This is a genomic window from Streptomyces sp. NPDC088707, assembly GCF_044752725.1.
Classification (GTDB): Bacteria; Actinomycetota; Actinomycetes; order Streptomycetales; family Streptomycetaceae; genus Streptomyces.
Map to the genome: position 1 here is coordinate 73,256 of NZ_JBIVLV010000003.1, position 24,562 is coordinate 97,817.

Here is a 24,562-nt window from a genome sequence, read left to right on the forward strand (position 1 = left end):
CCGCGTTCGGACCGGGACGGCACAGGGAAGGGCCCCGCACGGGTGTGCGGGGCCCTTCCGGTGCTTCGGACGGGTCCGGGGGTCAGCGCTTGGCGTGCCGGCCGCGGGGCGGGTTGGGGGTGCCGGGGGCGTCGTGGTCACCGGGGGTGCTCTGGTCGCCCCTGGCCTGCTCCTTCTTCGACTGGGAGCGGGACCTCAGGACCTCGATGACGATCGGCACGACGGAGATCAGGACGATCCCGACGAGGATCATCTCGATGTGCTGGTGCACGAAGTCGATCTTGCCGAGGAGGGCGCCGAGGATGGTCACACCCGCGCCCCACAGGACGCCGCCGATGATGTTGTACGTGATGAACAGGCGGTAGTTCATGCGGCTGACGCCGGCGATGATCGGCGTGAACGTCCGCACGATGGGGACGAAGCGGGCCAGGATCAGCGACTTCGGGCCGTGCTTCTCGAAGAAGTCGTGCGCCTTCTCGACGTTCTCCTGCTTGAAGAGCTTCGAGTCGGGGCGCTTGAAGAGGGCCGGGCCCACCTTGCGTCCGAAGAGGTATCCGACCTGGTCGCCGAGGACGGCCGCGGCCACGATCAGCGTGCACATCAGCCACAGCGGCATGTCCAGCTTGCCGGTCGTGATCAGCAGGCCGGTGGTGAAGAGCAGCGAGTCGCCGGGCAGGAAGAACCCGATGAGGAGGCCGGACTCGGCGAAGACAATGGCCAGGACACCGATCGGACCAAAGGTCTGGATCAGATAGTCCGGGTCCAACCAGCTCGGTCCGAGGGCAAGCGTGTTCACGGGTTCCGGGCTCCTGCGGTCAATGGGGGCATGGGGGACGGCTGGCCCCAAGCTATCAACGTGAGCTGAACCCGGCCGGTTCCACCCGGGGCCCACGGGATGCGGAGAGGGCCCGCTCCCCCGAGGCTGTGGGCCAGGAGGTGTATGCCGATGGGCATCGAGGAGTACGGAGGCGGCCAGGGGTCGCACCCCGACGTACTGGTCGTGACGACGAACGACGTGCCGGGCTTCGAGATCCGGCAGGTGATCGGTGAGGTCTTCGGGCTCACCGTCCGCTCCCGCCATCTGGGCAGCCAGATCGGCGCGGGCCTCAAGTCGATGGTCGGCGGGGAGTTGAAGGGTCTGACGAAGACCCTCGTGCAGACCCGGAACCAGGCCATGGAACGTCTGGTGGAGCAGGCTCGGGCGCGTGGCGCGAACGCCGTGCTGATGTTCCGCTTCGACGTGACGGACGCGGCGGACGTGGGCACGGAGGTGTGCGCGTACGGCACGGCGGTGGTGATCGCGCCACACGCCTGAGCCTGCGGCCCGGCCTCGGGGCCCGGCCTCCGGGGGCGGACTCCGGAGGCCGGGCCCCGGGTCAGGTGCCCGGGCGTCGCACGTTCGCCCGGACGGCGGCGTGGAGGTGCTCGGGCGGGCCCGCGTGGATCGCGCCGTGGTCGGTACGCACGTGGCCCTCGGGCCTGACGCGGTGTGAGGTGCACGTCCGTTCGACCCGAATCTCGGGATGTTGTGCGGCATTTGCTCACTTATGGTGGGGCGGTGGCCTCCGATCATGCTCCGCCTTCTCCCCCCGCCGGCGACGCGTCCCCGGTACAGGTCCTGCTGCCCCAGGTGCTCCCCGCGCTCGTGGTCGGAGTGGCGGCCAGCCTGCTGTTCCTCGGGATCGAGGCCCTCTCGGAAGAACTCGAGGACGTCCTCTGGCACGACCTGCCGGGCGCCCTCGGCGTCGGCGACTACTCCTCCCTCTGGATCATCAGCATGCTCACGGCGGCCGGCATCGCCGTGGGCCTCCTCATCTGGAAGGTCCCCGGACACGCCGGTCCCGACCCGGCCTCCGAGGGCCTCGGGGGGACGCCGCTCGCCCCCGGGGTCATCCCGGGCCTCCTGCTCGCGAGCACACTCGCGCTCGCCGGCGGGGTCAGCCTCGGCCCCGAGAACCCGATCATCGCGTCCAACATCGCCCTCGCCTACTGGCTGGGCCGCAAGGCGGCCCCCACCGTCCCCGGTGCCTTCTGGGTCTCCCTGGCCTCGGCCGCCACCATCGGCGCCCTCTTCGGCACCCCGGTGGCCGCCGCCCTCGTCATCTCCGAGGCCCTCGTCGGCGTACCGGGCCGCGGCTCGCTGTGGGACCGGCTCTTCGCCCCGCTCGTCGCCGCCGGCGCCGGCGCCATGACCACCCAGCTGCTGGCCGAACCGACCTTCGACACGGGGCTCCCGCCCCTCACCGACCCCGGCTGGGGCGACCTGCTCGCCGCCCTGGTGATCGCCTCCGCCGCGGCCGTCTTCGGCCTGGGCTCCTGCTACCTCTTCCCCTACGTCCACGCCGCCTTCCGGCGCCTGCGGCACCCCATGCTCATGCTGCCCCTGGGCGGACTCGTCCTCGGCCTCCTGGGCGCCCTCGGCGGATCCCTGACCCTCTTCAAGGGCCTGGAGCAGGTCAAGGAGCTCACCTCCTCGGTCGGCAGTTGGTCCTCCGGCGAGCTGGCCAGGATGGCCGTGGTCAAACTCCTCGCCCTCCTCGTCGCCGCCTCCTGCGGCTTCCGGGGCGGCCGGATCTTCCCCGCCGTCTTCATCGGCGCCGCCTTCGGGCTGCTCGCCCAGGCCCTCGTCCCCGAGGTCCACCCGGCGGTCGCCGTCCCCTCCGCCGTCCTCGGCGTCCTGCTCGCCACCACCCGGCAGGGCTGGATCAGCCTCTTCGTCGGCGGCGTCCTCGCCGCCTCGCCCGCGGTGTTCGCCCTGCTCTGCCTGGCCTCCCTCCCCGCCTGGCTGATCGTCACCGGCCGCCCCCAGCTCGAACTCGACGCCCAGGGCAAGTCCCTGCACTGACCCCCGCCCCTCGGAGAACCTCCCCACCGGACAGAAGGAGTCACCATGCCGCTCCACAAGGGTCCCGCCGCCTCCCCCGACGAGCCCACCCGCCGGCTCGCCCTCAATCCGTTCTTCGGGGAGGCCGCCAACCCGGTCGGCGGCATGACCGAGGCCCCGCCCCACCACCGGCTGCCCGACGGGCCGCTGCCCCCGTCGAGCGCCTACCAGCTCGTCCACGACGAGCTGATGCTCGACGGCAACTCCCGGCTCAACCTCGCCACCTTCGTCACCACCTGGATGGAGCCCCAGGCGGGTGTCCTGATGGCCGAGTGCCGCGACAAGAACATGATCGACAAGGACGAGTACCCGCGCACCGCCGAACTGGAGCGCCGCTGCGTCGCCATGCTCGCCCAGCTGTGGCACGCCCCGGACCCGGCCACCGCCGTCGGCTGCTCCACCACCGGCTCCAGCGAGGCCTGCATGCTCGCCGGCATGGCCCTCAAGCGCCGCTGGACCAAGCGGAACGCCGACCGCTACCCGGGCACCGCCCGCCCCAACCTGGTCATGGGCGTCAACGTCCAGGTCTGCTGGGAGAAGTTCTGCAACTTCTGGGAGGTCGAGCCCCGGCTCGTCCCCATGGAGGGCGACCGCTTCCATCTCGACGCCGAGACCGCCGCCGCGCTCTGCGACGAGAACACCATCGGCGTCGTCGCCGTCCTCGGCTCGACCTTCGACGGCTCCTACGAACCCGTCGCCGAGATCTGCGCCGCCCTGGACGCCCTCCAGGAACGCACCGGTCTCGACATCCCCGTCCACGTCGACGGTGCCTCCGGCGCCATGGTCGCCCCCTTCGTCGACGACGACCTGGTCTGGGACTTCCGGCTCCCCCGCGTCTCCTCCATCAACACCTCCGGTCACAAGTACGGCCTGGTGTACCCGGGCGTCGGCTGGGCCCTGTGGCGCTCCCCCGAGGAACTCCCCGAGGAACTCGTCTTCCGCGTCAACTACCTGGGCGGCGACATGCCCACCTTCGCCCTCAACTTCTCCCGGCCCGGCGCCCAGGTCGTCGCGCAGTACTACACCTTCCTCAGGCTCGGCCGGGAGGGCTACCGGGCGGTGCAGCAGACCTCCCGCGACATCGCCCGCGGCCTCGCCGAACGGATCGAGGCCATGGGCGACTTCCAGCTCCTCACCCACGGCAACCAACTGCCCGTCTTCGCCTTCACCACCGCCCCCGACGTCACCTCCTTCAACGTCTTCGACGTCTCCCGGCGGCTGCGCGAACAGGGCTGGCTGGTCCCCGCCTACACCTTCCCCGCCAACCGCGAGGACCTGTCCGTGCTGCGCGTGGTCTGCCGCAACGGCTTCTCCGCCGACCTCGCCGGACTCCTCATCGAGGACCTGACCCGGCTGCTGCCCGAACTCCGGAACCAGTCCCAGCCGTTCACCCAGGACACAGGCGCGGCGACCTCCTTCCACCACTAGGGGCACCTGTCCGCCGCCGATCCGCCGCGGATCGGCGGCGACCTCCTTCCCCCCACCGGGAGCACCCGTCCGCCGCCGACAAGCCGCGGGCCCCGGGGCGCCTGCGGCACCCCGATCGGTCAGTCGCCGGCCGGGTCGTCGCAGGCCAGCCGGAACTCCGACCAGCGCACCCCGTCCGCGGTCAGCGCGTACGCGCAGCGGGACCCCTCGCGCAGCAGGCCCAGCGGGGTGCGGCGGGTGTGGTACGAACCGTCGTCGAGCCTGGCGAACGTGCGGCCGCCGTCCACGCTCTCGTATCCCGCGAGCTCCGCACCGATCCCCACCCGGCCACCGGGCCCCGGGACCGGCAGGCCGAGCAAGGTGCGGGGCTGCTCGCTCGGCCCCGTCGTCCACATCCGCTGCCAGGTCCTCCCGCCGTCCACCGAACGGTGCAGCGCCCGCATCGGGTTCTTGACGGGCTCGCCGCCCACCAGTTCCCCCATCTCCGCCGCGTACACCGCGTCTTTGCCCACCGCCACCGCCGTGTGCCACCCGGGGCTCGCGACGGGGCTCGGCAGCCTGCTGACCGTCCAGCCACGCCCCCCGTCCCGGGAGACGGCGACCGCCGCCCGCCCCGACAGCGGGTCCGTGCCCGAGACCCACCAGGACCCGTCGGGCTCCGGCTGCTCCTGGGGCCGGGGATGCGCCCCCAGAAGGGGCACCCGGGCTAGCGCCCGGCGCCGCCCGTCCCGCGGCGAGACCACCACGAGCCGCTCCCGCCCGCAGTCCTCGGGCAGAGCCGCGGAGGGCTCGGCGCAGTCGGTGCCGAGCACCGCCCCCTCGGGTATCTCGGGGGTCGTCCCGACCGTGCGCCGGTCGCCCGCCCGCCAGGTGCGCCCGCCGTCCTCGGTGAACCAGGTCCGCGAGCCCGGCCCGGCGCCGCCCTCCTCGACGAGCGCCCGGCCGGGGCCGAGGGGCAGCAGGTTCGCCGATATGCCGTCCGTCCCCGACACCCGCGGCAGCGGGGACCTCCGCAGCACCCATTCCCTCGCCCCGGCGTCCCGCACGGCCACGTGCTGCCTGCAGAAGCCGTTCTCCGGGGCCGCAGGGTCGCTCACGCACGAGGCGAGCAGCGCGAACCCGCTGCCGTCCCGCGCGAAGCCCAGACTGTGCGCCCAGCCGGGCAGCCCCGGGGCCGACGGGATCCGGGGCGGCGCCCCGAACAGCCCAGGATCCGGACGCGCCACCGGCCCCTTGCCTCCCCCTCCCGAAGCGCCCTGACTCCCCGAAGCTCCCGGGCTCCCCGAGGCCCCCGAACCGCCCGACTCCACAGCCGGCTTCGCCCCCGTACACCCGCTCAACACCACCAACACCAGCGCCACGACGGCGCCGGCCACTCCTCCCACGGGCCTGCGCATCGCACTCCCCCTGTCCTCCCTCGGACGGTCCGCGGTGAACCGCTGCTTTCAATACACCGCTCACCGCCCTCGGGTTCCCACCTCCGCGCCACCGGTTTCCCGGCTACTTCCCGAGCCGCCCGAACTTCCGTACCGCCAGCGGGAAGAAGACCCCGAGCAGCACCAGCGGCCACACCACTGCCGCCCAGACGTGCCCCGGCTCGCCGCCCGGATTCCCGAAGAGGTCACGAACCGCCGTCGCCGTCGCCGACATCGGGTTCCACTCCACGAACGTGCCGAGCCAGCCCGGCATCGAGTCCGGCGAGGCGAAGGCGTTGGAGAGGAAGCCGACCGGCCAGACCAGGATCTGCACCGCCTGCACCAGCTCGGCCCGCCCCGCGACCAGCGCGAGGAAGATCCCGATCCACAGCATCGCGAACCGCAGCAGGAGCAGCAGCCCCAGCGCCCCCAGGGTGCTCCACGGTCCGCCGTCGGACCGCCAGCCGATCGCGTACCCGACGCCGACCATCACGAGCAGCCCCACCGCCGACTGGAGCATGTCGGCGGCCGCCCTCCCCACGAGCACCGAGCCGTCGGTCATCGGCATCGACCGGAACCGGTCGATCACGCCCTTGTTCAGGTCCTGCGTCACCGCCGTCATGGTGCCTTCGAGCCCGAAGACCATGGTCAGCGTGAGCATCCCGGGCACCAGGAAGTCCACGTAGTCCCCGTCGACGCTCCGCCCGCCGCCGACCAGATAGCCGAACATCAGCAGCATCATCACCGGGAACACGAGCCCGACCAGGACCTGCACCGGCTGCCGCGCCCAGTGCGCCAGCTCCCGGCGGGTCATCGTCCAGCAGTCGCTCACCACGTACGCCGCGCTCATGCCGCCACCTCCTTGTCCTGACGCGGGCCGGCCGCGCCCGCGCCGGCCGAACCCGACGCGCCCGCAGCACCCGTCGCACTCGCAGCACCCGCCGCGCCCGCCGCCTCCGACGCGTCCGACGCCCCCGTCAGATGCAGGAAGACCTCGTCCAGCGTCGGCCGCCGCAGGGCGATGTCCTCCGCCTCGATCCCGGCCGCCGCCAGCACCCGCACGGTCTCGGTGAGCGAGGCCATCCGGTCCGCCACCGGCGCGCTCAGCAGCCGCCGGTCGATGTCCACGCCCACCTCGGCCCGCGGCACAGGCAGCAGCCCGGCGGCCTCTTCGAGCCGCGCCCCGTCCCGTACGACCACGTCGATGCGGTCCACGCCCACGCGCGCCTTGAGCTCGTCGGCCGTGCCGTCGGCCACGACCCGCCCCTGGTCCACGACCGAGATCCGGTCGGCGAGCTGGTCGGCCTCCTCCAGGTACTGCGTGGTCAGCAGCACCGTGGTGCCTCCGCCGACGAGCGAACGGACCGATTCCCAGACCTCGCCACGCCCGCGTGGGTCGAGTCCCGTGGTCGGCTCGTCGAGGAAGAGCACCTCGGGCTCGGTGATCAGCGAGGCCGCCAGGTCGAGCCGCCGCCGCATCCCGCCGCTGAACTGCTTGACCGGCTTGCGGCTGGTGTCGGTGAGGCCGAAGCGCTCCAGGAGCTCGTCGGCCCGCGTGCCGGCCCGCCGCGCGCCCAGGTGGTGGAGCCGGCCGAACATCTCCAGGTTCTGCCGGCCGCCCAGCTCCTCGTCGAGGGCCGCGTGCTGCCCGAGCAGTCCGATCCGCCGCCGTACCTCGCGGGCCTCGGTCCGTACGTCGTGCCCCGCCACCCGCACCACGCCCTCGTCGTGCCGGAGGAGGGTGGCCAGGATCCGTACGGTCGTCGTCTTGCCGGCGCCGTTGGGCCCGAGCAGGCCGTGGACCGTGCCGCGCCGGACCGAGAGGTCGAGGCCGGCGAGGGCGTCCTTCTCGCCGTACCGCTTGCGCGCACCCTCCACGTGGATCGCGTCCCCAGTCACCGCTGCCATGTCGATTCCTCCGGAAATCATCGTAGTCAAATTTGACCAGTAGCCACCGACGGAGCAACGTATGCCCTCCAGAGGGGTTAGTCAAACTTGATTAGCCGGGCGCTTCAGACGAGTCGATCGGGCCTGCCCGCGATCAGGTCGCGAAGGGGTTCTCCTCGCCCTCCGCGAGCACGCCCACGAAGGGCTCGCCCTCGCCCGCGAACACATAAGCCCCGCCCTCGATCCGCTCGATCAGGCCGAGCGTCCACTCCTTGCCCGCGTCCGCCGAGTGGACCCACATGTGCATGATCTCGCCGATGTGCCCGAGCTGACCGGGGCCGCCCTCGGGCGTGTAGTACTCCGTGACCGCCGACCGCCACTCGTCGAGCGCCCGCACCCGCTGCCGCAGCAGCTCCGCGGCCTCCGCCCGGGGCAGGTCCACGATGAAGCCGATGCCCGCGGACAGGACGTCCATCTTCTGGTCGTACGTGGTCAGCGCCTCGCGCAGCAGGGCGTAGTACTCCTCGAGACCGCGCTCCGTCAGCTCGTACTCGACGCGCGGCGGCCCGCCCACCGCGCTCGGCGCCACCTCGTGCGCGTGCAGCAGTTCCTGCTTCGCCATCTGCTTCAGCGCGTGGTAGATCGAGCCGGGCTTGGCGTGGGACCACTCGTGCGCGCCCCAGAACTCCAGGTCATTGCGGACCTGGTAGCCGTGGGCACGGCCGTGCTGCTTGACGGCGCCCAGGACGAGAAGACGGATCGCCGACATCCCACGTACCTCCTAGTCAATTTTGACCAGGGTACGCGCGCGGGGTCACCGCCCCTGCTCCGCCGCGATCAGTTCGAAGGAGCCCTTGCCGTCCAGGGACTCGCGGATGACGTCCGCGTGCCCGGCGTGCCGGCCGGCCTCCTGCACCAGGTGGAGCAGCATCCAGCGGACGGAGACCCGCCCGTCCTCGGGGAACCAGGGCGCCTTGGGCAGCGGGAAGGTGTCGTCCAGGCTCGGCACCGAGCGGACGTACTCCTCGGTCTCCTTCGCCACGCCCGCCCAGAAGTCCAGGATCTCGGGGATCGTCTCCCCGTCCACGAGCCGGAAGCCCTCGCCCCAGGTCTCCTGCGAGCGCTGCCGCTCGTTCGGCCGCTGCTGGGCCAGCCGGAGCCAGTTCAGCTCGACCTCGGCGACGTGCTTGAGCAGCCCGGAGAGGCTGAGCTCGCTGGCGCTGGGGCGACTCGCCGCCTGCTCCTCGGTGAGCCCGAGGAGCGAGCGTCGGATCGCGGCGCGCTGGGCCTCGACGAAGTTGAGGAGCGCGCCGCGCTCGTCGCCGTGAGCCTCCGTGGGAACCAGAGCCACCATGATGTCCGCCTTCCGTGGTTGAACCTTCTCGACACCGACCACGCTACGGAGACTTGCGGACAGGGAGTGTCCTCAAGAAGGAACCTCAGGAGGAGATTTCCCCAGGGGGCTTCCCCGAGGGGTCCCCGAGGGGCGGGCTTCCCCGAGGGGCGGGCTTCCCCGAGGGGCCGGCTCCCCCAGGGGGTCAGAAGGGGAAACGGCTCCGGCCGTGCTGGATCGAGATCCACTTCTGGGTGGTGAAGCTCTCCACCATGGCCTCGCCGTTGAGCCGCCCGACGCCCGAGTGCTTCTCGCCGCCGAAGGGCACGATCGGCTCGTCGTGCACGGTGCCGTCGTTGATGTGGATCATGCCGGTGTGGATGCGCTTGGCGACCCGTACACCGCGCTCGACGTTCCCCGTGTGGACGGCGCCGCTGAGCCCGTACGGGGTGTCGTTGGCGATCCGTACGGCCTCCTCCTCGCCGTCGAACGGGACGATCAGGGCGACCGGGCCGAAGATCTCCTGGCCCAGGATCGGGGCGTCCGGGGCGAAGCCGGTGAGGACGGAAGGGGAGACGAGGTTGCCGTCGACCGTGCCGTGCAGGAGCGCCGTGGCGCCGGCCTCGACCGTCTGGTCGACGAGCGAGGAGACGGCCTCCGCCTGCTGGGAGTTGATGAGCGGACCGATGTGGGTGGCGGGGTCGGCGGGGTCGCCGACGCGCAGGGTCTTCACCTTCGCCACGAACTTCTCGGTGAACTCCTCCTCCACCGTCCGGTCGACCAGGATCCGGTTGGCGGCCATGCAGACCTGGCCCTGGTGCACGAAGCGGCTGAAGACGGCCGCGTCGACCGCGTAGTCCACGTCGGCGTCGTCGAGCACGATCAGGGCGCTGTTGCCGCCGAGTTCGAGGACGGCGTGCTTGAAGTTCTGCGCGCAGACCGTGGCGACGTGGCGGCCGACCTTGTCGGAGCCGGTGAAGGAGATGACCTTCGGCACGGGGTGGGTCAGGAGCGCGTCGCCGATCTCGGCGATATCGGTGACGACGACGTTCAGCAGACCGGCCGGCAGACCGGCCTCCTCCAGGACCTTGGCGACGAGGGTGCCGCCGCAGATCGGGGTGTTCTGGTGCGGCTTGAGGACGACGGCGTTGCCGAGGGCCAGCGCGGGCGCGACCGACTTGATCGAGAGGAGGAAGGGGAAGTTGAAGGGGGAGATGACGCCGACGACGCCGACCGGGACGCGGTAGACGCGGTTCTCCTTGCCGTCGACCGGGGACGGCAGGATGCGCCCCTCGGGGCGCAGCGCCAGCTGCACCGCCTCGCGCAGGAACTCCTTGGCGAGGTGCAGCTCGAAGGCGGCCTTGAGACGGGTGCCGCCGAGCTCGGCGACGATCGTCTCGGCGATCTCCTCCTCGCGGTCCTCGACGATCCGCAGCGCCCGCTCGAAGACGAGCCGGCGGGTGTACGGGTTGGTCTCGGCCCACTCGGCCTGGGCGCGCTCCGCGGCGCGGTACGCGCGGTCGACCTCACCGGCGGTGGCGACGGTGATCGAGGCGAGCTTCTCCCCCGTGTACGGGTTGAAGTCGATGATGTCCCACGAGCCACTGCCGGGCTTCCACTCGCCGTCGATGTACTGGTGGGCCAGGTCGGTGAAGTGCGACATGGATCGAGACCCCTCTACCCGCTCTACTTCCGCACGGATGACAGAAGTGACGTCGAAACGCCGAAACGTCGGAACTGATGTCACGTCATCGTACTGATGTGTCAGATGAGTTGGAGGAGTCCTCGGAGAAGGTCACGACTTTCGGCCGGATCCGGCCCGTCCTTCTGCAGCCGCTCCATCACGCGCTGGTACTGGGCGACCTCCTCGCGCTTGTCGAGGTAGAGGGCGCTGGTGAGTTGCTCCAGGTAGACGATGTCGGAGAGGTCGGACTCGGGGAAACTCAGCATCGTGAAGGCGCCGCTCTCGCCGGCGTGCCCGCCGAAGCTGAAGGGCATGATCTGGAGCGTGACGCCCGGGTGTTCGGAGACCTCGATCAGATGCCTCAACTGGCCCCGCATGACGGACCGGTCGCCGTAGGGGCGGCGCAGCGCGGCCTCGTCGAGGACGGCGTGGAACTGCGGGGCGCGCTCGGAGACGAGGACCTTCTGGCGTTCGAGGCGGAGCGCGACGCGGCGGTCGATCTCGGCGGCGGGGGCGCCGGGCATGCCCCGGGTGACGACGGCCTGGGCGTACGCCTCGGTCTGCAACAGGCCGTGGACGAACTGCACTTCGTAGACGCGGATGAGGGACGCGGCGCCCTCCAGGCCGATGTACGTCTGGAACCAGCCCGGCAGGACGTCGCCGAAGCTGTGCCACCAGCCGGCGACGTTGGCCTCACGGGCGAGCCCGAGGAGCGAGCCGCGCTCGGCCTCGTCCCCGACCCCGTACAGCGTGAGCAGATCCTCGACGTCCCTGGCCTTGAAGCTCACCCGTCCCAACTCCATGCGGCTGATCTTGGATTCGGACGCGCGGATCGAGTAACCGGCCGCCTCGCGGGTGATCCCGCGCGACTCGCGCAACCGCCTCAGCTGTGAGCCCAGCAGGATGCGCCGCACCACACTCCCGCTCGCTCCGCCCGATTCGCCTGCGGTCACGGCTCCCAGCCTCCCCTTACGGTGTCGAGCCCCCGTCGAGCCCCGGATTCTGCCACCAAACGCTTCAGCGCGTACACATTCGATTACGGAAAGACGGCGAGTTCCGGGCAGTCGCGGAAAGTTCCCCTCCAGCGGCGGACGACTTATGCACAGATTAGGCACGGGGACGGACAGGTCCGGCGCGTGCACGTGCATCTGCCCTTGCATCCAGTGGTCGCATTCGGAAGCATGGACCCCGCGCAGCCGCGTACTCGTTCGTGTTGTCGTGTTGTCGCACCACAGTCGCGATTCCCGGGAGTGCCTCGCATGGGGACGAATGGATCGACCGTGCTCGAGCCGTTACGGCAGGGCCTTCCGCCGATCGATCCCGGCGCCGTCTCCACCTCCGCCTCGTGCGCGCTGCCCGCGCGGTACGAAGCCGTGCGCGGAGCCCGGAAGTTCACCAGCGCGACGCTCGACCGCTGGGAGCTGACCGAGCGCTTCGACGACGTGGCCCTGGTCGTCTCCGAGCTCGTCACCAACGCGCTGCGCCATGCGGTGCCTGCGGACGCGCCCCAGGAAGAAGGCCAGAATCCACCGGTTCGCCTGCATTTGATGCGCTGGTCCTCACGCCTGGTGTGCGCTGTGCGCGACCCCAGCGGGGAGAGCCCGGAGGCGCGCGGCGGTGAGGAGGACTTCGCCGCCGAGTCGGGACGCGGACTGTTCCTGGTGGACTCGTTCAGCGACAGCTGGGGGTGGCATCCGCTCGCCGGCACGCTGCGGGGCAAGGTGGTGTGGGCGCTGTTCCGGATCGGTCCGGAGTAGCCGCGCCGCACTCCGTACGCACGGATGACGAAGGAAGGGCCCCGGCCGCATCGGCCGGGGCCCTTCCTTCGTATCTCTGTGGCCGGGGGCCTGACGGGCCGCGCACCCGCGCCCGCTCGCGGCCGCGCTCACACCAGGTGGTCGAACTCGCCGTCCTTGACACCCAGGAGGAGCGCCTCTATCTCCGCGGGCGTGTAGACGAGGGCGGGGCCTTCGGGGTGACGCGAGTTGCGTACGGCAACGTTTCCCCCCGGCAGTTTGGCGAACTCCACGCAGGAGCCCTGGGAGTTGCTGTGCCTGCTCTTCTGCCACACGACGCCTCGCAGCTCCGTGGCCGCCATGCCGTTGTACGCGCGATGCGCATGATGCACTGGTAGCTCCCCGAGTTGCTTGGTGCAGGTGTCAACTTCCTCGGATCATAGCTGTGTTCATATGCCGATGCATGAGCAGATGCACGTGCACGGGGGGTGGCGTAGCGGCTACGCGACTGAGCGTGCTACCGGCGAGTACGGCGCCGCGCCCGCCCTCACCCTACGGGTCCCGATCTTCGATCGGCGGCGGGGAAGACCGGGAAGCCACCGTCGCCCCCCGTCCCCGTGCCGTCCCCGCTCAGGAGGGGTCGCTTCTGGGAATCAGAGGCAGCTCGGAGAGGAGTCTGCCCGCCCGGTCGTACAGCGCCGTGCCGACTTCGCCCATTCCCGGCCCGGTGTGCACGTACCAGACGCCCCAGCCCGGCCTGCCCGGCAGTTCGAGCAGGGTGGCGACGACCTTGCGGCCGTCGGCGTTCCTCAACTCGACGCGTCCCGCCGCGCGGGTCCCGTAGTAGAGCCCCGAGTGGAAGGCGCCCTTGGGATTCCCCTCGCTCTGATGGCTCACGCCCGGCTCCGCCACGTCGATGTTGCCGTCGGTGACGCTGCGGGCGTTCTCGATGCCGTCCGGCCCGACCCAGTGCTTGCCCTCCGCCGTCAGCCAGACCTTCCAGCCCTTCCCGGCGTTCACCCGCTCGCCGGAGGCCACGACCTTGATCGGGGTCGGGTCCGGCGTCGGCGGTGGGTCGCTCGTGCGGACCGACGGCGCCGAGGTCGGGACGACGGTCGGCGGGACGGCGACGGGGGCCGGTCCCGGGGCCGCCGGGGACGGGCGTACGGGGGTCAGGGCGACGACGACGGCCACCACGGACGTCGCGACCGCGAGCACCGAGAGGGCCGACAGCGCGGTCGTACGGCGCCGGCGTCGCGCCCGGCCCGCACGCCGGACGGCCTCCAGCGGGAGCGGCCCGGGGGTGATGTCCGAGGCGGCCCGCGCGAACATCGCGTGCAGAGGGGGTTCGGGCTGGGGGTCGGGGGGTGTCGTCGGCCTTGGCGGGGTCATCGTCGGGCTCCGGTAGGGGCGGGGAGAGACGGGGCCGGGGCGGTGACGAGCCCCGGGTGGGCGCGCAGCGCGGCCAGACCTCGCCGGGCGTGGGTCTTGACCGTGCCGATCGAGCAGTTGAGCACGCTCGCGATCTCCAGCTCGGTCAGATCCTCCCAGTAGCGGAGCACCATGACCGCGCGTTGACGGGCGGTCAGGTCGGCTAACGCGGCGAGGAGCGCGGTGCGCTGCTCGACCGCCTCCGCATGACCCGCGGAGGTGTGGCGCAGCGACTCCGGCAGGACCGGCGTCAGGAGATGGACGACCCGCTTCCGGCGGACCCTGCTGAGGTTGTTGTTGATCAGGGCCCGGCGCACATAGAGGTCGATCTCCCCGCGCGGAACCCGCCGCCACCGCGCGTACACCTTCGCGAGCGTCGTCTGCACCAGGTCCTCGGCCTCGTGGAAGTCGCCGGTCAGGAGCTGGGCCGTACGCACCAGACGCGGCCAGGCGGCGACGGCGAACTCGGTGAAGCCGTCGTCCTCGGAGGTCGCGGTCGTCGCCGTGGTCGCGGTCGTCCTCGTGATCGCGGCCGTTCCGGCGGCCTCGCTCGCCCCGGTGGTCCCGGTCGCCCAAGCGGTCCCTGTCGACCCGGCGGTCTCGGCGCCCGCCCTGACCGCGGCGACCCGGGTGCGCTCGGCGACCTCGACGGCCTCGGTGACGGCCTCGGTGACGGACTCGTGCGGCACGGTGTCGGACCTCGCGATCGGTCGGGGGGCGGTGGCTCGACGGAGCCGTGGAGCGGAGTGGGTGGGTGTGAGTGGGTGGGTGAGGCGGCGGGGCCCGCCCCGTGCCGGGCCCCGCCACGTTTCCGCCCGGGTCAGCCGCGGCCGGCCGGGAATTCGAAGCCCGGGAGCTCGGCCAGGAGCTTGCCCGCGCGGTCGTAGAGAGTGACGCCGAGGCTGCTGCCGCCATTCCCGTCCACCGGCACGGTGTGGGCGTACCAGACGCCCCAGTCGGGGCGGCCCGGCAGGGCGATCAGGGTGGCGACGGTCTTGTGGCCCTCGTCGTCGCTCAGTTCGACGCGGCCCGCCTCGCGGGTACCGTAGTAGAGGCCGGAGTGGAAGACGCCGGTCGCGTCGCCCTCGCTCTGGTGGCTCACGCCGGGCTCGGAGCGGTCGATGTTGCCGTCGACGACGCTGCGGAAGTTCTCGTAGCCGTCCGGGCCCGTCCAGTGCTTGCCGTCGCGGGTCAGCCACACGGTGAAGCCCCCGCCGGCGTCCACGCGCCGGCCGGGGCGGACGGTACGGACCGGCTTCGGAGCGGGCGCGGCGGCCTTGGCCGGGGTGACCTTCGCGGGCTCGGTCCGGGCCGCGGTGCCGGTCGCGAGGGAACCCGTGGAAGCCGTGGAGGCCGTGGAAGCGGTGGAGGCCGTGGAGGCGGTGGCGGTCTCGGTGGGCGCTCCGACGGCCGACGGTGCCGCGATCGCCACCGCGGCCACGACGCCGGCCGCCGCCAGCCAGTACTTCTTCATGCGGGTGCTCCTGGGATGGATGTCGGTGGAGGACCGCGTACGTCCGCGCCCCTCTTCCCCTACCAACTCCTCCCGGCCGCGTGCCGGATGACATGCTCGCGAAATTCGTACGGGACGGGTGTCCCTGCCGTCATCAGGAGGGGCGGGCGGCGCTACCGCGCACGCGCCCGCGTGGAGTCCGTCAGGGCCGTCGTGACCTCGTCCAGGGCCTCCAGGAGGAGGACCGCGCCCTTGTGCAGCAGGAAGTGGTCCGGTGCGTCGTCGGACCACGCGTCGACCGTCTCGCGCAGGTCGTCCCAGCCGGGTTCCTTGCGCTCCCGGATGTCCTTGGCGCCCCGTTCCGTCGCCCGCCGCAGGGATTCCGCGAGGGTCGCGGCGGCCGGCACGGGCGGGGCGCCGGGCTCCGGCAGGTGTGCCTCCATGAGCATCGCCACCCGCCCGAACTCCGCGAGCGCGTGGTCGGCCTGTTCGGTCGCCGCGTGCGAGAGGCCCCGGTGCCGTACGGGCTCGTGCGTCGCCCTCTCCACCGCCTCCTGCCAGGCGACGCGGGCCGCGCGGGTGTTCAGGAGCGCCTCGCGGACATCGGGGCTGCCGGGACCGACCGGGTCGGCGTACCGGGCGACGACGACCGCCGCGTACCCGCCGACGGACGCCAGCCAGTCCGCGAGCCGGCCGCGCAGCCGGGGCGTCTCCCAGGCCGGGTAGACGGCGTACGCCAGCATGGCGAGGACCCCGCCGAGCAGGGTCAGCGTCACCCGGTCCCGTACGGTCTGGCCGACGCCGACGCCCTCCATGCCGAGCAGGAAGACGACGTACGCGGCGACGAAGACCTGACCGGCGGCATACCCCGTCCGGATGAGCAGGTACATCGCGAAGGCGCACCCGACCGCTAGCCCGGCCGACAGGTACACGCCCGGGTGGGCCGACTGCACGACCGCCGTCGCCAGGGCCACCCCGACGAGAGTGCCGCCGAACCGCGCCACCGAGCGCGCGTACGTCTGCGAGAAGTCCGGGCGCATCACCATGACCGAGGCCATCGGCGCCCAGTAGCCGTGCCCGAGGGGGAGCACCGTGCCCAGCAGGTAGCCGGCGGCCGTGACCGCCGAGACGCGGATCGCGTGGCGCAGGACCGGCGAGTCCCGGCGCAGCTCGGCGCGCACCTTCGCCACGACGATCGGGGTCAGACGGACGAGGGTGGGGCGCTCCCGGGGTGTGGCGCCGTGGCCCGAGGTCTCCGTCCTCGGGTCGGCCGTGTCGACGACGTCGCCGAGCAGCGCCGTGAGGCGGATGGCGGCGCGGCGGGGCGGGCCGTGCAGGATCGAGAGGGTGTCGGGGGCGTGGAGGGTGGCGACGGCGGGTGCGGGGATGATGGCCGGTTCGCCGTGCCGGATCGCGTGCGCGGCGGCGTCCAGGACGGTGCCCGCCGCCCCGAGCAGATCCCGCACGCGCGCGCGTGCCGGGCCTTCCTCCGGGACGCCGACGGCCGGGTCGGCGAGGGACGCGAGGACCGGGCGGATGCGCTCGGCGAGGCCGCGGGCGCCGTGGAGCTCCGCAGGGCGGCGACGGGCCTGGCCGGGTGTCACGGCGGCCGCGCTGCGGGCGGTCATGAGGGGCAGGGGGTCGAACGGAGCGACCGGGTCGTGGCGCAGGCGGCGGGCGTAGTCCGCCTCCGCGGCGAGCGCGTCCGCGAGGGCGTCACGCTGGGCGCCCCAGCGGCGGACCGGGAGGACGACGACCAGGGCGGCCTGGACCACACCGCCCGCGAAGATCATGACGGCGTGGCCGGCGGCGGTGGCGACGGAGGTGGGGAGGGTGACGGTCACCAGCATGATCGCCACGTTGGAGGAGGCGATCATCCCGGCGGTGGGCCCCGCGGCCCAGGCGAGGCCCGAGAGGAAGGTCCAGAGGACCAGCAGGGCGAGGAAGAAGATCTCCTCGGCGCCGACGAGATAGCCGAGGAAGGTCGACACGGCGAGGCTGGCGCCGGAGGCGAGGGCGAGGGTGGGGCGGGGACGCCAGGAACGCTGGAAGGTCGCGATGGCCGCCTGGAAGGCGCCGAACGCGGAGGAGGCGGCGACGGCGGGGCCGAAGACGGCCAGCGAGAAGCCCACGACGAGGGCGAGCCCGAGGGCGGCGCGGGCGGCGATGGCCGGGTCGAGCCGCCGCCGCTCGACGGTGAGCCCGGAGCGGGCGGTCTCCTTCAACGCCCGGAGCCAGCTCATGCACCGAGCGTATCCGCGACCAGGATATAACGCCCATTCCGCCTGCGCACGGGATCCCGCGCGTGGGATTCTGTGCGCATGACGTCCGATGTCACGGCCGCCGACTGGGCCGTGCGGCAGGTCGCCTCCGTCCGGGACGACCCCGCCGGGCGGATGGCTCTGATGGAACGGTGCTACTACGGCCCGTTCGGCACGGCGCCCCAGCACCTGCCGTTCCGCCGGGCGGCGATGTCGTTCATGCGCTGGCAGCTGCGGCGGGGCGTGCTCCAGCCGGGCTTCGCCGACCGGCCCGGAAGCCCGTGGTGGCGGGCGGTGAACGAGCGCATCCTGCGGGACGGCGGCGAGGCGGTGGGGCTGAGCGGGGGGCTTCCGGGGCGGTCCTCGTCCCCCTCGGTCCACCACTGGCTGTCCTTCGTCCACTACCCCACCGCCCGCGCCTGGTACCGGGCGCACAACGGGAGCGTGGTCGCCGGCTACCTCGGCCACCGCGACCTCGCGGAAGCCGAGACCGAGGCCGAACGGTTCTTCATGAACGTCGTCCTCTGCCGCGTGCTCTACTCCCACGCCCTCGTCGCCGCGCCCGGCCTCTCACTCGGCCGGCTGCGCCCGCTCGCGCCGTTCCTCGGGGACCCGAGGCTGGGGATGGCCGGGGTCTTCCTCCAGCTGTCCCGCGTGCTCCCCGACGAGTACCCGCTCCGCGACAGCGTGAGGACCTATCTGCGCGGCGAGGTCGGCTTCGGCCGCCTCGTCGACTTCGGCGTGATCGTGCCGCGCCTCCAGCGGCTGTACGAGTGGTCGGCCCACGAACTCGCGGCGCCCGGCCTGCTCGACTGCGTCCGCGACGGCTCCCTGGTCTACGCCTGGCCGTACGAGGACCGGAACGTCTGGCAGCCCCCGGAGACGTTCGCGGTCCGACTGGCCCGCCGGGCGCTGCCGGCCGAGGGACGGGCCCGGCAGGGGCGCTGACGCGGGCGGGCCGGAGGAGTCGGGCGCGGGTCCACGGCGGCAGGCCGGGGAGGGGCGTCGACGCGCCCCGGGGCCGACGGTGGCAGGCCGGGGAAGGGCACGGGCAGACCCCGAGCCCGGCAGAGCAGCCCGGGGAGGGGCCGCGACGCACCCCGGGCCTGACGGCGGCAGGCCTGGGAAGGCGCCCGCGCACTCGGCCTGCTCCTGTCGGGGCCGTCCTCAGCTTCCCGGCCGGCTCCGGCCGTCCTCGACCCCGCGCCGCCCCGGCCCGAGCCCCGCCCGGTCCGCCGCCGAGGCGCCGTGTGTCCAGCCCTCCTCGTCCCAGGCGGCACGCACGCGCGTGGCGCGGGTCTCCGGGAAGAGTTCGTCCGTGCGGGTGGTGACCGCCAGGTCCCGGGAGGCGAGGGCCGGGAGGAGGGTCGGGGCCTCGGACGCCACCCGGCGGGACGTCGCCGCGAGACGCGCGCCGAGCCGGTTCGCGTACGCCAGCAGGAAGGACTGCCGGAACGACTTCGTCCGCTTGCGGCCGCCCGCCCGCTGCTCCGCCTCCGCCCGCGTCATCGCCGCCGTCCCCTGCGCCAGCAGCGACGTGTACAGCAGCTCCACCGGGTCGAGGTCCGCCTCGAAGCCGACCACCGTCGAGAAGCCGTACGTCTCGTTCCACACCGCCCGGCAGTGGTTCGCCGTCGCGACCGCGTCGAGCAGGATCGCCTTCGCCTGCTCGTACGGCGGCTCCACCCCGATCCGGACCGCCCCCGGCGTCTCCGGCGACGGCGCCCCCGCCGCGAGCGTCGCCTCGTCCAGGCTGTGCCGCGCCATCAGCTCCTGCGCCTTGGCCGTGAGGGCCTCCGCCTCCTCCGGGTATCCCGTCGCCTCCGCCTTCGCGAGCAGCGCCCGGATCCGGGTCAGCATCCGCGGCTCCCCGGCCGTCGCCGGCGGCAGCGCCTCCCCCGGCACCGGGCCGACCGCGTCGAGCCTCGGCAGCCGCACCAGGAGCCGGTACAGCTCCAGGACCGTCGTCGCGTACGAGAAGCGGTCCGTCGGACGGCCCGGCGACGCGTCCAGGTCGTCGAGCTGGGCACGCCAGCGGTGCGGCAGCGTCTCGTAGCGGGCCGTCTCTGTCAGGACCAGGCCGGTGAGGACCCGGAGGTGCGCGTCGGAGAGATCGCGGCGGGCGATGCGTACGAGGTCCGCGGGCTGCCAGCCCCGCTCCCACAGGGTCCGCACGAACTCCTCGCCGCGCCGGCCCAGTTCCGTGTCGGCGGCCCGGTCGGCGGCCAGCAGCGACGCCGCCGTGTCGAGGGAGCCGTCGTCGCTCGCGTAGAGCGCCTCGAAGGCCCTGTCGACCGTGCTGCCGGTCCTGCCGGTGCCGCCACCGCTGCCGGTGCTGCTCGTGCTCACGCCGTCCTCGTGTCCCATGCCTCGCGCGACCGGGCGATCACCGAGCGGTGGTCGAGCGACCAGTCGACGAGCTGCTTGATCAGGTGGGTCATGCTGTGCCCGGTCTCCGTCAACGCGTACTCCACCTGCGGCGGGGTCGTCGGGTACACCGTCCGCGAGACCAGTCCGTCGCGTTCGAGGCGGCGCAGCGTCAGGGTCAGCATCCGCTGCGAGATCCCGGTGACGAGCCGCTGGAGCTCCCTGAACCGCCGCGGTCCCGCCGCGAGTTCGACGACCACGTGCACGGTCCACTTGTCGCCGAGCCGGTCCTGGACGTCGCGTACCCCGCAGTCCTCCGCGCAGCTCACCAGGGGTTCGGTGGTTACCTCCGTGTGCCCCTCGGACATGAATGTGCCTCCTTACGCGATCTTCCCCGTCCCCCCACGATGGTCTCAGCCACCACGTCGTCACCGCGGCCCCAGGGCCCGAGGGGGAAAACATGCTGCTCGTCACCGGTGTATCCGGCGCTCTCGGCTCGCTCGTCGCCGAACGGCTCGCCGGTCGCGAGGACGTCGTCCTCGGTACGCGCGCGGGGCTGCCCGGCACCCGCCGCCTCGACTTCGACGCGCCCGAGACACTGCCGGACGCCTTCGCCGGGGTGGAGACGCTGCTGCTCGTCTCCGCCGGTTACGGGGAGGACGACACGGTCGTGTCCCGTCACGAGGCCGCGATATCGGCCGCGGAGGCGGCGGGCGTGCGCCACGTCGTCTACACCAGCCTCTCCGGCGACGGCGACCACCTCACGTACGCGCTCGCCCACCGCTGGACCGAGCGGCGGCTGCGGGGCTCCGCCACCCTCGACTGGACGATCCTCCGCAACGGCCTCTACGCCGAGTTCCTGACCTGGATCGCCGCGCCCGACGCCGAGAACCGGATCACGGGCCCGCTCGGCGAGGGCCGCCTCGCCGCCGTCGCCCGCGCGGACCTCGCCGACATCGCCGTCTCGGTCGCGACGGACCCGGCCGCCCACCGGAACCGGGTGTACGAGCTCGTCGGCGAGCGCGCCCTCGGCGGCGCCGACCTCGCGGAGGCCCTGGGCGCCACGTACGCCCCCGGCACGCTCGCCGACGCCCGCGCCGCGATCGCCGCGTCCGGGGCGGTGCCGTTCCAGGTGCCGATGCTGGCGAGCACGTACTCGGCGATCGCCCACGGTTTCATGGACGGTACGGGGGTGGACAGCGACCTGCGGGCGCTGCTGGCCGGCCGCGAACCGCTCGACGCGCTCGACGTGTTCGTGAAGGCCGTACGGCAGGGCTAGACCCGGCTCGGGGGTAGGGCCAGGCATACCCCCGGGAGGCCCGCCAGTGGTCGTGATCGGCGGCCGTGAGAACGGTTCGCTTGAGCCATGACCCCGACGCTCCCCAACACCCCGGCCGCCACCTCCACCACGACCTCCGCGCCGAGCACCGCGCCGACCTCCGCGACGGCTTTCACCGCCGCCGTACGACTCCGCGGGCTCACCCGGCACCACCGGGACGTCCGCGCCCTCGACGGCGTCGACCTCGACTTCCGCACCGGGACCTTCACCGCCGTCATGGGCCCCTCGGGCTCCGGCAAGTCCACCCTCCTCCAGTGCGCGGCCGGGCTCGACCGGCCCACCTCCGGGCGGGTGGAGGTCGGCGGGGTCGCCCTCGAAGGGCTGAGCGAGCGGCGGCTGACCCTGCTGCGGCGGGACCGGATCGGATTCGTCTTCCAGTCCTTCAACCTGCTGCCCTCGCTCACGGCCGCGCAGAACGTCGCGCTGCCCCTCCGGCTCGCCGGCCGCCGCTCGTCCCGTGCCGAGGTCCGGGAGGCGCTGGCCCGCGTCGGGCTCGCGGGTCGGGAGCGGCACAGACCGGGCGAGTTGTCGGGTGGACAGCAGCAACGGGTCGCGATCGCACGGGCGTTGATCACCCGGCCGGCCGTTCTCTTCGGCGACGAGCCGACCGGCGCGCTCGACTCGACGACGAGCCGCGAGGTGCTCGACATGCTGCGGGAGCTGGTCGACCGGGAGGGCCAGACGATCGTCATGGTCACCCACGACCCGGTGGCGGCGGCCCGCGCGGACCGGGTGGTCTTCCTGGTCGACGGGCGGGTGGCGGGCGAGCTTCCGGCCCCGACGGTGGAGACGGTCGCGGCGCGGATGACCGCGCTGGAAACGGTGGCGGCGCGGACCACCACCCCGGAGACGCCCCCGGCGCACACGACTACGCCGAACACGGCCGCGCCGGTCGCGGAGCCGGGTCCGGCCGCGCCGGGGGCGGAGCCGGGTCCGGCCGGCGCCGTCGCCTCCCCCACCGGGGGCGTCCCGTGCTGACCGTCGTCCTCTCCGGCCTCCGGGCCCGCTGGGCCTCCTTCCTGGGCGGGTTCGTCGCCCTCGCCCTCGGCGTGGGGCTGCTCGCCACCATGGGCCTCGGGCTGTCCGCGACCTTCCACGCGCCCGAGCGTTCCCCGCAGCGGTTCGCCTCCTCACCCGTCGTGGTGCAGGGCCAGGACCGGCTGACACTGGACGTACGGCGCGGACCCGGAACCGCGTCCGTGGCGCAGCGGCTCGACCGTCCACAGCCTGTGGACAACGAACTGCTCCGCGAGCTGGAGACCCGCTGGACCGTCACCCCCTCCGGCGGCCCCGACGCCGTCGGCGTCGACGCCCCCGCCGCCGAGGTCCGCGCCCTCGTGGGCGATCGTGCCCAGGTCCTCACCGGTGACGAACGGCGGCGCGCCGACCCCGACCACGACCGGGACGCCGACGCGCTCGTGGGCGTCAACGCCCTCCTCGGCACCGCGGGCGGCGTCACCGCCTTCGTCTCCGTCTTCGTGGTCGCCTCCACCTTCGCCTTCGCCGTCGCCCTGCGGCGCCGCGAGTTCGGCCTGCTCAGGACCGCCGGAGCCACCCCGGGACAGATCCGCCGGCTCCTCCTCGCCGAGGCCGCGGCGCTCGGCGTCCTCGCCTCCGCCGCCGGGTGCGCGCTCGGCGCGGCCGGCGCGCCGCTGCTCGCCCGGACCCTCGTCGACGGCGGCCTCGCGCCCGCGTGGTTCACGGTCGGCGGCCCGGTCTGGCCCTTCCACGCCGCGTTCTGGACGGGTGTGGCGGTCGCCCTGGCCGGGGCGACCGCCGCGTCCCGGCGGGCCGGGAAGGTCGGCCCGGCGGCCGCGCTCCGCGAGGCGGACGTCGACGCCGACACCCTGCCCCTCGGCCGGGCCCTGCTCGGTACGGGACTGCTCCTGGGCGGCCTCGGGCTCCTCGTCTGGACGTACGCCACGGACCCGTCCGCGCTGCTCAAGCGGAAGACGTACACGACCCTCCCGATGCTCCTGATCACCGGCATCGCGCTGCTCTCCCCGCTGCTGATCCGGCCGGTGGCCCGGCTGCTGAGGCTGCGGGGGGCCGTGGGGACGCTGGTGCGGGAGAACAGTGCCGCCTCGGTCCGCCGTACCGCCGCCGTCGCCGCCCCCGTCCTCGTGACCGTGGCGCTCGCCGGGACGCTCTTCGGCTCGGCGACGAGCGTCACGCGCGCGAAGGGCGCCGAGGGGCGCGAGCAGACGGTCGCGGAGTACGTCGTGGCGGGCCCGGCCCTGCGGCCGGTGACGGCGCCCGCCGGGGCCGTCGTCTCGCCCACGGGGCCGACCTCGGTCTTCGTACGGGACGGGGACGCGGCCGTCGTGAAGTACGCGGCGCGGGCGGTCACCGATCCCGCGGCCTTCGCCGAGCTCGCCCGGCTGCCCGTGGTCGCCGGCGATCCCCGGGACCTCGACGACCGGTCGATCGTCGTCAACGAGGAGTTCGAGCGGCGCCGGGTGGGCGAGACCGTCGAGGTCTGGCGGGCGGACGGGACCGGTCCGGTACGGCTCCGGGTCGCTGCCGTCCTCGCCCTCGGGACCGGCGACAACGGCCCGTACGTCACCCGGGCGAACGCCCCCGGCTCCGAACCCGACCGGATCGACGCACGCGGCGGCGGTACGGCCACGGCGCGTGCCCTTGAGGCGAGCGGCGGGACCGTCAGGACGGCCGACGCGTGGGCCGAGGCCGAGCGCCCGCCGAGCGGCGGCCGGCAGGCCCGGCTCGGCATGGTCCTGGTCCTCGGCATCGCCCTCGTCTACACGGTGATCGGCCTCGCCAACACCCTGCTCATGGCGACCTCCGTACGCGGCGGAGAACTGGCCTCCCTCCGGCTCGCCGGTGCCACCCGGGCCCAGATCCTGCGGGTGGTGACGGGCGAGGCGACCCTCGCCGTGGCGATCGGCGCCCTGCTCGGCCTCGCGGTGACCGCGCTGGTCCTCGGCACCCTGGGAGCGGGCCTCGCCGCACTCTCCGCCCCGGTGTCCCTGGCCCTCCCGTGGGGCACGGTCGGCGCGGCGGCGGGCGTGTGCGCGGCGGTCGCGATCGCCGCGTCGGCCCTCCCCGCGTGGCGCCTGACGCGCTGAGCGGCGATGGTGGGACGGACGGGGCGGTGACCGGGGTCGGAGCCGGGTCACCGCCCCGTCCAGCCGTCCAGCCCGTCGGCCCGTCCGCCAGCCCGTGGCCCGTCGGCCCGTCCGTGTGTCCGTGTGAAACGCCTTGCGGGGCGCAACGGGGGACGGCGATCATCGGTCCTGTGCCGGGACAGCGGAAGCGGCAGAGACAGCGGCAGCGGGAGCTCGCGGACCTCTCGGGCGAGGCGGACCGGTTCGGCCCGGACGCGG

General features: G+C 73.3%; 23 protein-coding genes. 8 read left to right on the forward strand and 15 right to left on the reverse strand.

Annotated elements, in window-relative coordinates:
- Positions 1-82: 82 nt before the first annotated feature.
- Positions 83-796: a DedA family protein gene (locus tag ACIP84_RS11085; RefSeq protein ID WP_401797261.1), complete on the reverse strand. Its 714-nt coding sequence runs from the start codon at positions 794-796 to the stop codon at positions 83-85.
- A 150-nt stretch (positions 797-946) separates the two neighbouring features.
- Between ACIP84_RS11085 and ACIP84_RS11090 the strand changes: the two genes are divergently transcribed.
- The 3 genes from ACIP84_RS11090 (at position 947) to ACIP84_RS11100 (ending at position 4,312) form a co-directional block, all read left to right on the forward strand.
- Positions 947-1,315 carry a YbjQ family protein gene (locus tag ACIP84_RS11090; protein ID WP_355962810.1) on the forward strand — a complete coding sequence of 123 codons (369 nt, stop codon included), beginning with the start codon at positions 947-949 and terminating at the stop codon, positions 1,313-1,315.
- 243 nt (positions 1,316-1,558) lie between these two features.
- Positions 1,559-2,845: an ion channel protein gene (locus tag ACIP84_RS11095; RefSeq protein WP_401797265.1), complete on the forward strand. Its 1,287-nt coding sequence runs from the start codon at positions 1,559-1,561 to the stop codon at positions 2,843-2,845.
- Positions 2,846-2,890: 45 nt separating this feature from the next.
- Positions 2,891-4,312: a glutamate decarboxylase gene (locus ACIP84_RS11100; protein ID WP_355962664.1), complete on the forward strand. Its 1,422-nt coding sequence runs from the start codon at positions 2,891-2,893 to the stop codon at positions 4,310-4,312.
- Positions 4,313-4,431: 119 nt separating this feature from the next.
- Here the strand turns inward: ACIP84_RS11100 and ACIP84_RS11105 are convergent, their stop codons facing one another.
- From ACIP84_RS11105 to ACIP84_RS11135, 7 genes are all read right to left on the reverse strand, one after another.
- A complete protein-coding gene (locus ACIP84_RS11105; protein WP_401797268.1) occupies positions 4,432-5,538 on the reverse strand; it encodes a WD40/YVTN/BNR-like repeat-containing protein in 1,107 nt (368 codons plus the stop codon).
- A 274-nt stretch (positions 5,539-5,812) separates the two neighbouring features.
- Positions 5,813-6,577, reverse strand: coding sequence for an ABC transporter permease (locus ACIP84_RS11110; protein ID WP_401797271.1), 765 nt, complete (start codon positions 6,575-6,577; stop codon positions 5,813-5,815).
- Complete coding sequence (locus tag ACIP84_RS11115) at positions 6,574-7,635, reverse strand: ATP-binding cassette domain-containing protein (protein WP_401797274.1); 1,062 nt, start codon at positions 7,633-7,635, stop codon at positions 6,574-6,576. The genes ACIP84_RS11110 and ACIP84_RS11115 overlap by 4 nt, the downstream gene beginning before the upstream one ends.
- 133 nt (positions 7,636-7,768) lie before the next feature.
- On the reverse strand, positions 7,769-8,383 hold the full coding sequence (locus ACIP84_RS11120) for a PadR family transcriptional regulator (protein ID WP_401797276.1): 615 nt from the start codon (positions 8,381-8,383) through the stop codon (positions 7,769-7,771).
- A gap of 45 nt (positions 8,384-8,428) precedes the next feature.
- On the reverse strand, positions 8,429-8,968 hold the full coding sequence (locus tag ACIP84_RS11125; protein ID WP_401797279.1) for a DinB family protein: 540 nt from the start codon (positions 8,966-8,968) through the stop codon (positions 8,429-8,431).
- A gap of 184 nt (positions 8,969-9,152) precedes the next feature.
- A complete protein-coding gene (locus ACIP84_RS11130) occupies positions 9,153-10,610 on the reverse strand; it encodes an aldehyde dehydrogenase family protein (protein WP_055600855.1) in 1,458 nt (485 codons plus the stop codon).
- A 101-nt stretch (positions 10,611-10,711) separates the two neighbouring features.
- Positions 10,712-11,584, reverse strand: coding sequence for a helix-turn-helix transcriptional regulator (locus ACIP84_RS11135; protein ID WP_355962645.1), 873 nt, complete (start codon positions 11,582-11,584; stop codon positions 10,712-10,714).
- Positions 11,585-11,890: 306 nt separating this feature from the next.
- On the opposite strand from ACIP84_RS11135, the gene ACIP84_RS11140 reads away from it, so the two are divergent.
- Positions 11,891-12,388: an ATP-binding protein gene (locus ACIP84_RS11140; RefSeq protein WP_355962643.1), complete on the forward strand. Its 498-nt coding sequence runs from the start codon at positions 11,891-11,893 to the stop codon at positions 12,386-12,388.
- Positions 12,389-12,516: 128 nt separating this feature from the next.
- Here the strand turns inward: ACIP84_RS11140 and ACIP84_RS11145 are convergent, their stop codons facing one another.
- The 5 genes from ACIP84_RS11145 to ACIP84_RS11165 form a co-directional block, all read right to left on the reverse strand.
- Entirely contained in the window at positions 12,517-12,729 is a 213-nt protein-coding gene (locus ACIP84_RS11145; RefSeq protein ID WP_173861569.1) for a DUF397 domain-containing protein, read from the reverse strand.
- A 268-nt stretch (positions 12,730-12,997) separates the two neighbouring features.
- On the reverse strand, positions 12,998-13,759 hold the full coding sequence (locus ACIP84_RS11150; RefSeq protein WP_401797284.1) for a hypothetical protein: 762 nt from the start codon (positions 13,757-13,759) through the stop codon (positions 12,998-13,000).
- Positions 13,756-14,487, reverse strand: a complete 732-nt coding sequence (locus ACIP84_RS11155) for a SigE family RNA polymerase sigma factor (RefSeq protein ID WP_401797287.1) — start codon at positions 14,485-14,487, stop codon at positions 13,756-13,758. The genes ACIP84_RS11150 and ACIP84_RS11155 overlap by 4 nt, the downstream gene beginning before the upstream one ends.
- Before the next feature lie 131 nt (positions 14,488-14,618).
- Positions 14,619-15,272, reverse strand: a complete 654-nt coding sequence (locus tag ACIP84_RS11160) for a hypothetical protein (protein WP_401797290.1) — start codon at positions 15,270-15,272, stop codon at positions 14,619-14,621.
- Positions 15,273-15,424: 152 nt separating this feature from the next.
- Positions 15,425-17,494 (reverse strand): FUSC family protein, encoded by a 2,070-nt coding sequence (locus tag ACIP84_RS11165; RefSeq protein WP_355962635.1) that lies wholly within the window; start codon positions 17,492-17,494, stop codon positions 15,425-15,427.
- Positions 17,495-17,572: 78 nt separating this feature from the next.
- On the opposite strand from ACIP84_RS11165, the gene ACIP84_RS11170 reads away from it, so the two are divergent.
- Positions 17,573-18,460: a hypothetical protein gene (locus ACIP84_RS11170; RefSeq protein WP_401797293.1), complete on the forward strand. Its 888-nt coding sequence runs from the start codon at positions 17,573-17,575 to the stop codon at positions 18,458-18,460.
- A 219-nt stretch (positions 18,461-18,679) separates the two neighbouring features.
- Here ACIP84_RS11170 and ACIP84_RS11175 read toward each other — a convergent pair whose 3' ends face one another.
- Both ACIP84_RS11175 and ACIP84_RS11180 read right to left on the reverse strand, forming a co-directional pair.
- Positions 18,680-19,879, reverse strand: coding sequence for a DUF2786 domain-containing protein (locus tag ACIP84_RS11175; protein WP_401797296.1), 1,200 nt, complete (start codon positions 19,877-19,879; stop codon positions 18,680-18,682).
- A complete protein-coding gene (locus tag ACIP84_RS11180; RefSeq protein ID WP_030323364.1) occupies positions 19,858-20,247 on the reverse strand; it encodes a helix-turn-helix domain-containing protein in 390 nt (129 codons plus the stop codon). The genes ACIP84_RS11175 and ACIP84_RS11180 overlap by 22 nt, the downstream gene beginning before the upstream one ends.
- Positions 20,248-20,339: 92 nt before the next feature.
- On the opposite strand from ACIP84_RS11180, the gene ACIP84_RS11185 reads away from it, so the two are divergent.
- The 3 genes from ACIP84_RS11185 (at position 20,340) to ACIP84_RS11195 (ending at position 24,304) form a co-directional block, all read left to right on the forward strand.
- Positions 20,340-21,158 (forward strand): NAD(P)H-binding protein, encoded by an 819-nt coding sequence (locus ACIP84_RS11185; RefSeq protein ID WP_401797299.1) that lies wholly within the window; start codon positions 20,340-20,342, stop codon positions 21,156-21,158.
- Positions 21,159-21,434: 276 nt separating this feature from the next.
- Entirely contained in the window at positions 21,435-22,196 is a 762-nt protein-coding gene (locus ACIP84_RS11190) for an ATP-binding cassette domain-containing protein (RefSeq protein ID WP_401797969.1), read from the forward strand.
- A complete protein-coding gene (locus ACIP84_RS11195; RefSeq protein WP_401797302.1) occupies positions 22,190-24,304 on the forward strand; it encodes an FtsX-like permease family protein in 2,115 nt (704 codons plus the stop codon). The genes ACIP84_RS11190 and ACIP84_RS11195 overlap by 7 nt, the downstream gene beginning before the upstream one ends.
- The last annotated feature ends 258 nt before the right edge of the window (positions 24,305-24,562 follow it).

Excerpts from the sequence above, each read along its gene's own strand:
- ACIP84_RS11090 (WP_355962810.1), top strand. The coding sequence starts at position 947 with ATGGGCATCGAGGAGTACGGAGGCGGCCAGGGGTCGCACCCCGACGTA.
- ACIP84_RS11100 (WP_355962664.1), top strand. The coding sequence starts at position 2,891 with ATGCCGCTCCACAAGGGTCCCGCCGCCTCCCCCGACGAGCCCACCCGC.
- ACIP84_RS11110 (WP_401797271.1), bottom strand. The coding sequence starts at position 6,577 with ATGAGCGCGGCGTACGTGGTGAGCGACTGCTGGACGATGACCCGCCGG.
- ACIP84_RS11115 (WP_401797274.1), bottom strand. The coding sequence starts at position 7,635 with ATGGCAGCGGTGACTGGGGACGCGATCCACGTGGAGGGTGCGCGCAAG.
- ACIP84_RS11120 (WP_401797276.1), bottom strand. The coding sequence starts at position 8,383 with ATGTCGGCGATCCGTCTTCTCGTCCTGGGCGCCGTCAAGCAGCACGGC.
- ACIP84_RS11125 (WP_401797279.1), bottom strand. The coding sequence starts at position 8,968 with ATGGTGGCTCTGGTTCCCACGGAGGCTCACGGCGACGAGCGCGGCGCG.
- ACIP84_RS11130 (WP_055600855.1), bottom strand. The coding sequence starts at position 10,610 with ATGTCGCACTTCACCGACCTGGCCCACCAGTACATCGACGGCGAGTGG.
- ACIP84_RS11140 (WP_355962643.1), top strand. The coding sequence starts at position 11,891 with ATGGGGACGAATGGATCGACCGTGCTCGAGCCGTTACGGCAGGGCCTT.
- ACIP84_RS11145 (WP_173861569.1), bottom strand. The coding sequence starts at position 12,729 with ATGGCGGCCACGGAGCTGCGAGGCGTCGTGTGGCAGAAGAGCAGGCAC.
- ACIP84_RS11150 (WP_401797284.1), bottom strand. The coding sequence starts at position 13,759 with ATGACCCCGCCAAGGCCGACGACACCCCCCGACCCCCAGCCCGAACCC.
- ACIP84_RS11160 (WP_401797290.1), bottom strand. The coding sequence starts at position 15,272 with ATGAAGAAGTACTGGCTGGCGGCGGCCGGCGTCGTGGCCGCGGTGGCG.
- ACIP84_RS11165 (WP_355962635.1), bottom strand. The coding sequence starts at position 17,494 with ATGAGCTGGCTCCGGGCGTTGAAGGAGACCGCCCGCTCCGGGCTCACC.
- ACIP84_RS11170 (WP_401797293.1), top strand. The coding sequence starts at position 17,573 with ATGACGTCCGATGTCACGGCCGCCGACTGGGCCGTGCGGCAGGTCGCC.
- ACIP84_RS11175 (WP_401797296.1), bottom strand. The coding sequence starts at position 19,879 with ATGGGACACGAGGACGGCGTGAGCACGAGCAGCACCGGCAGCGGTGGC.
- ACIP84_RS11180 (WP_030323364.1), bottom strand. The coding sequence starts at position 20,247 with ATGTCCGAGGGGCACACGGAGGTAACCACCGAACCCCTGGTGAGCTGC.
- ACIP84_RS11185 (WP_401797299.1), top strand. The coding sequence starts at position 20,340 with ATGCTGCTCGTCACCGGTGTATCCGGCGCTCTCGGCTCGCTCGTCGCC.
- ACIP84_RS11190 (WP_401797969.1), top strand. The coding sequence starts at position 21,435 with ATGGGCCCCTCGGGCTCCGGCAAGTCCACCCTCCTCCAGTGCGCGGCC.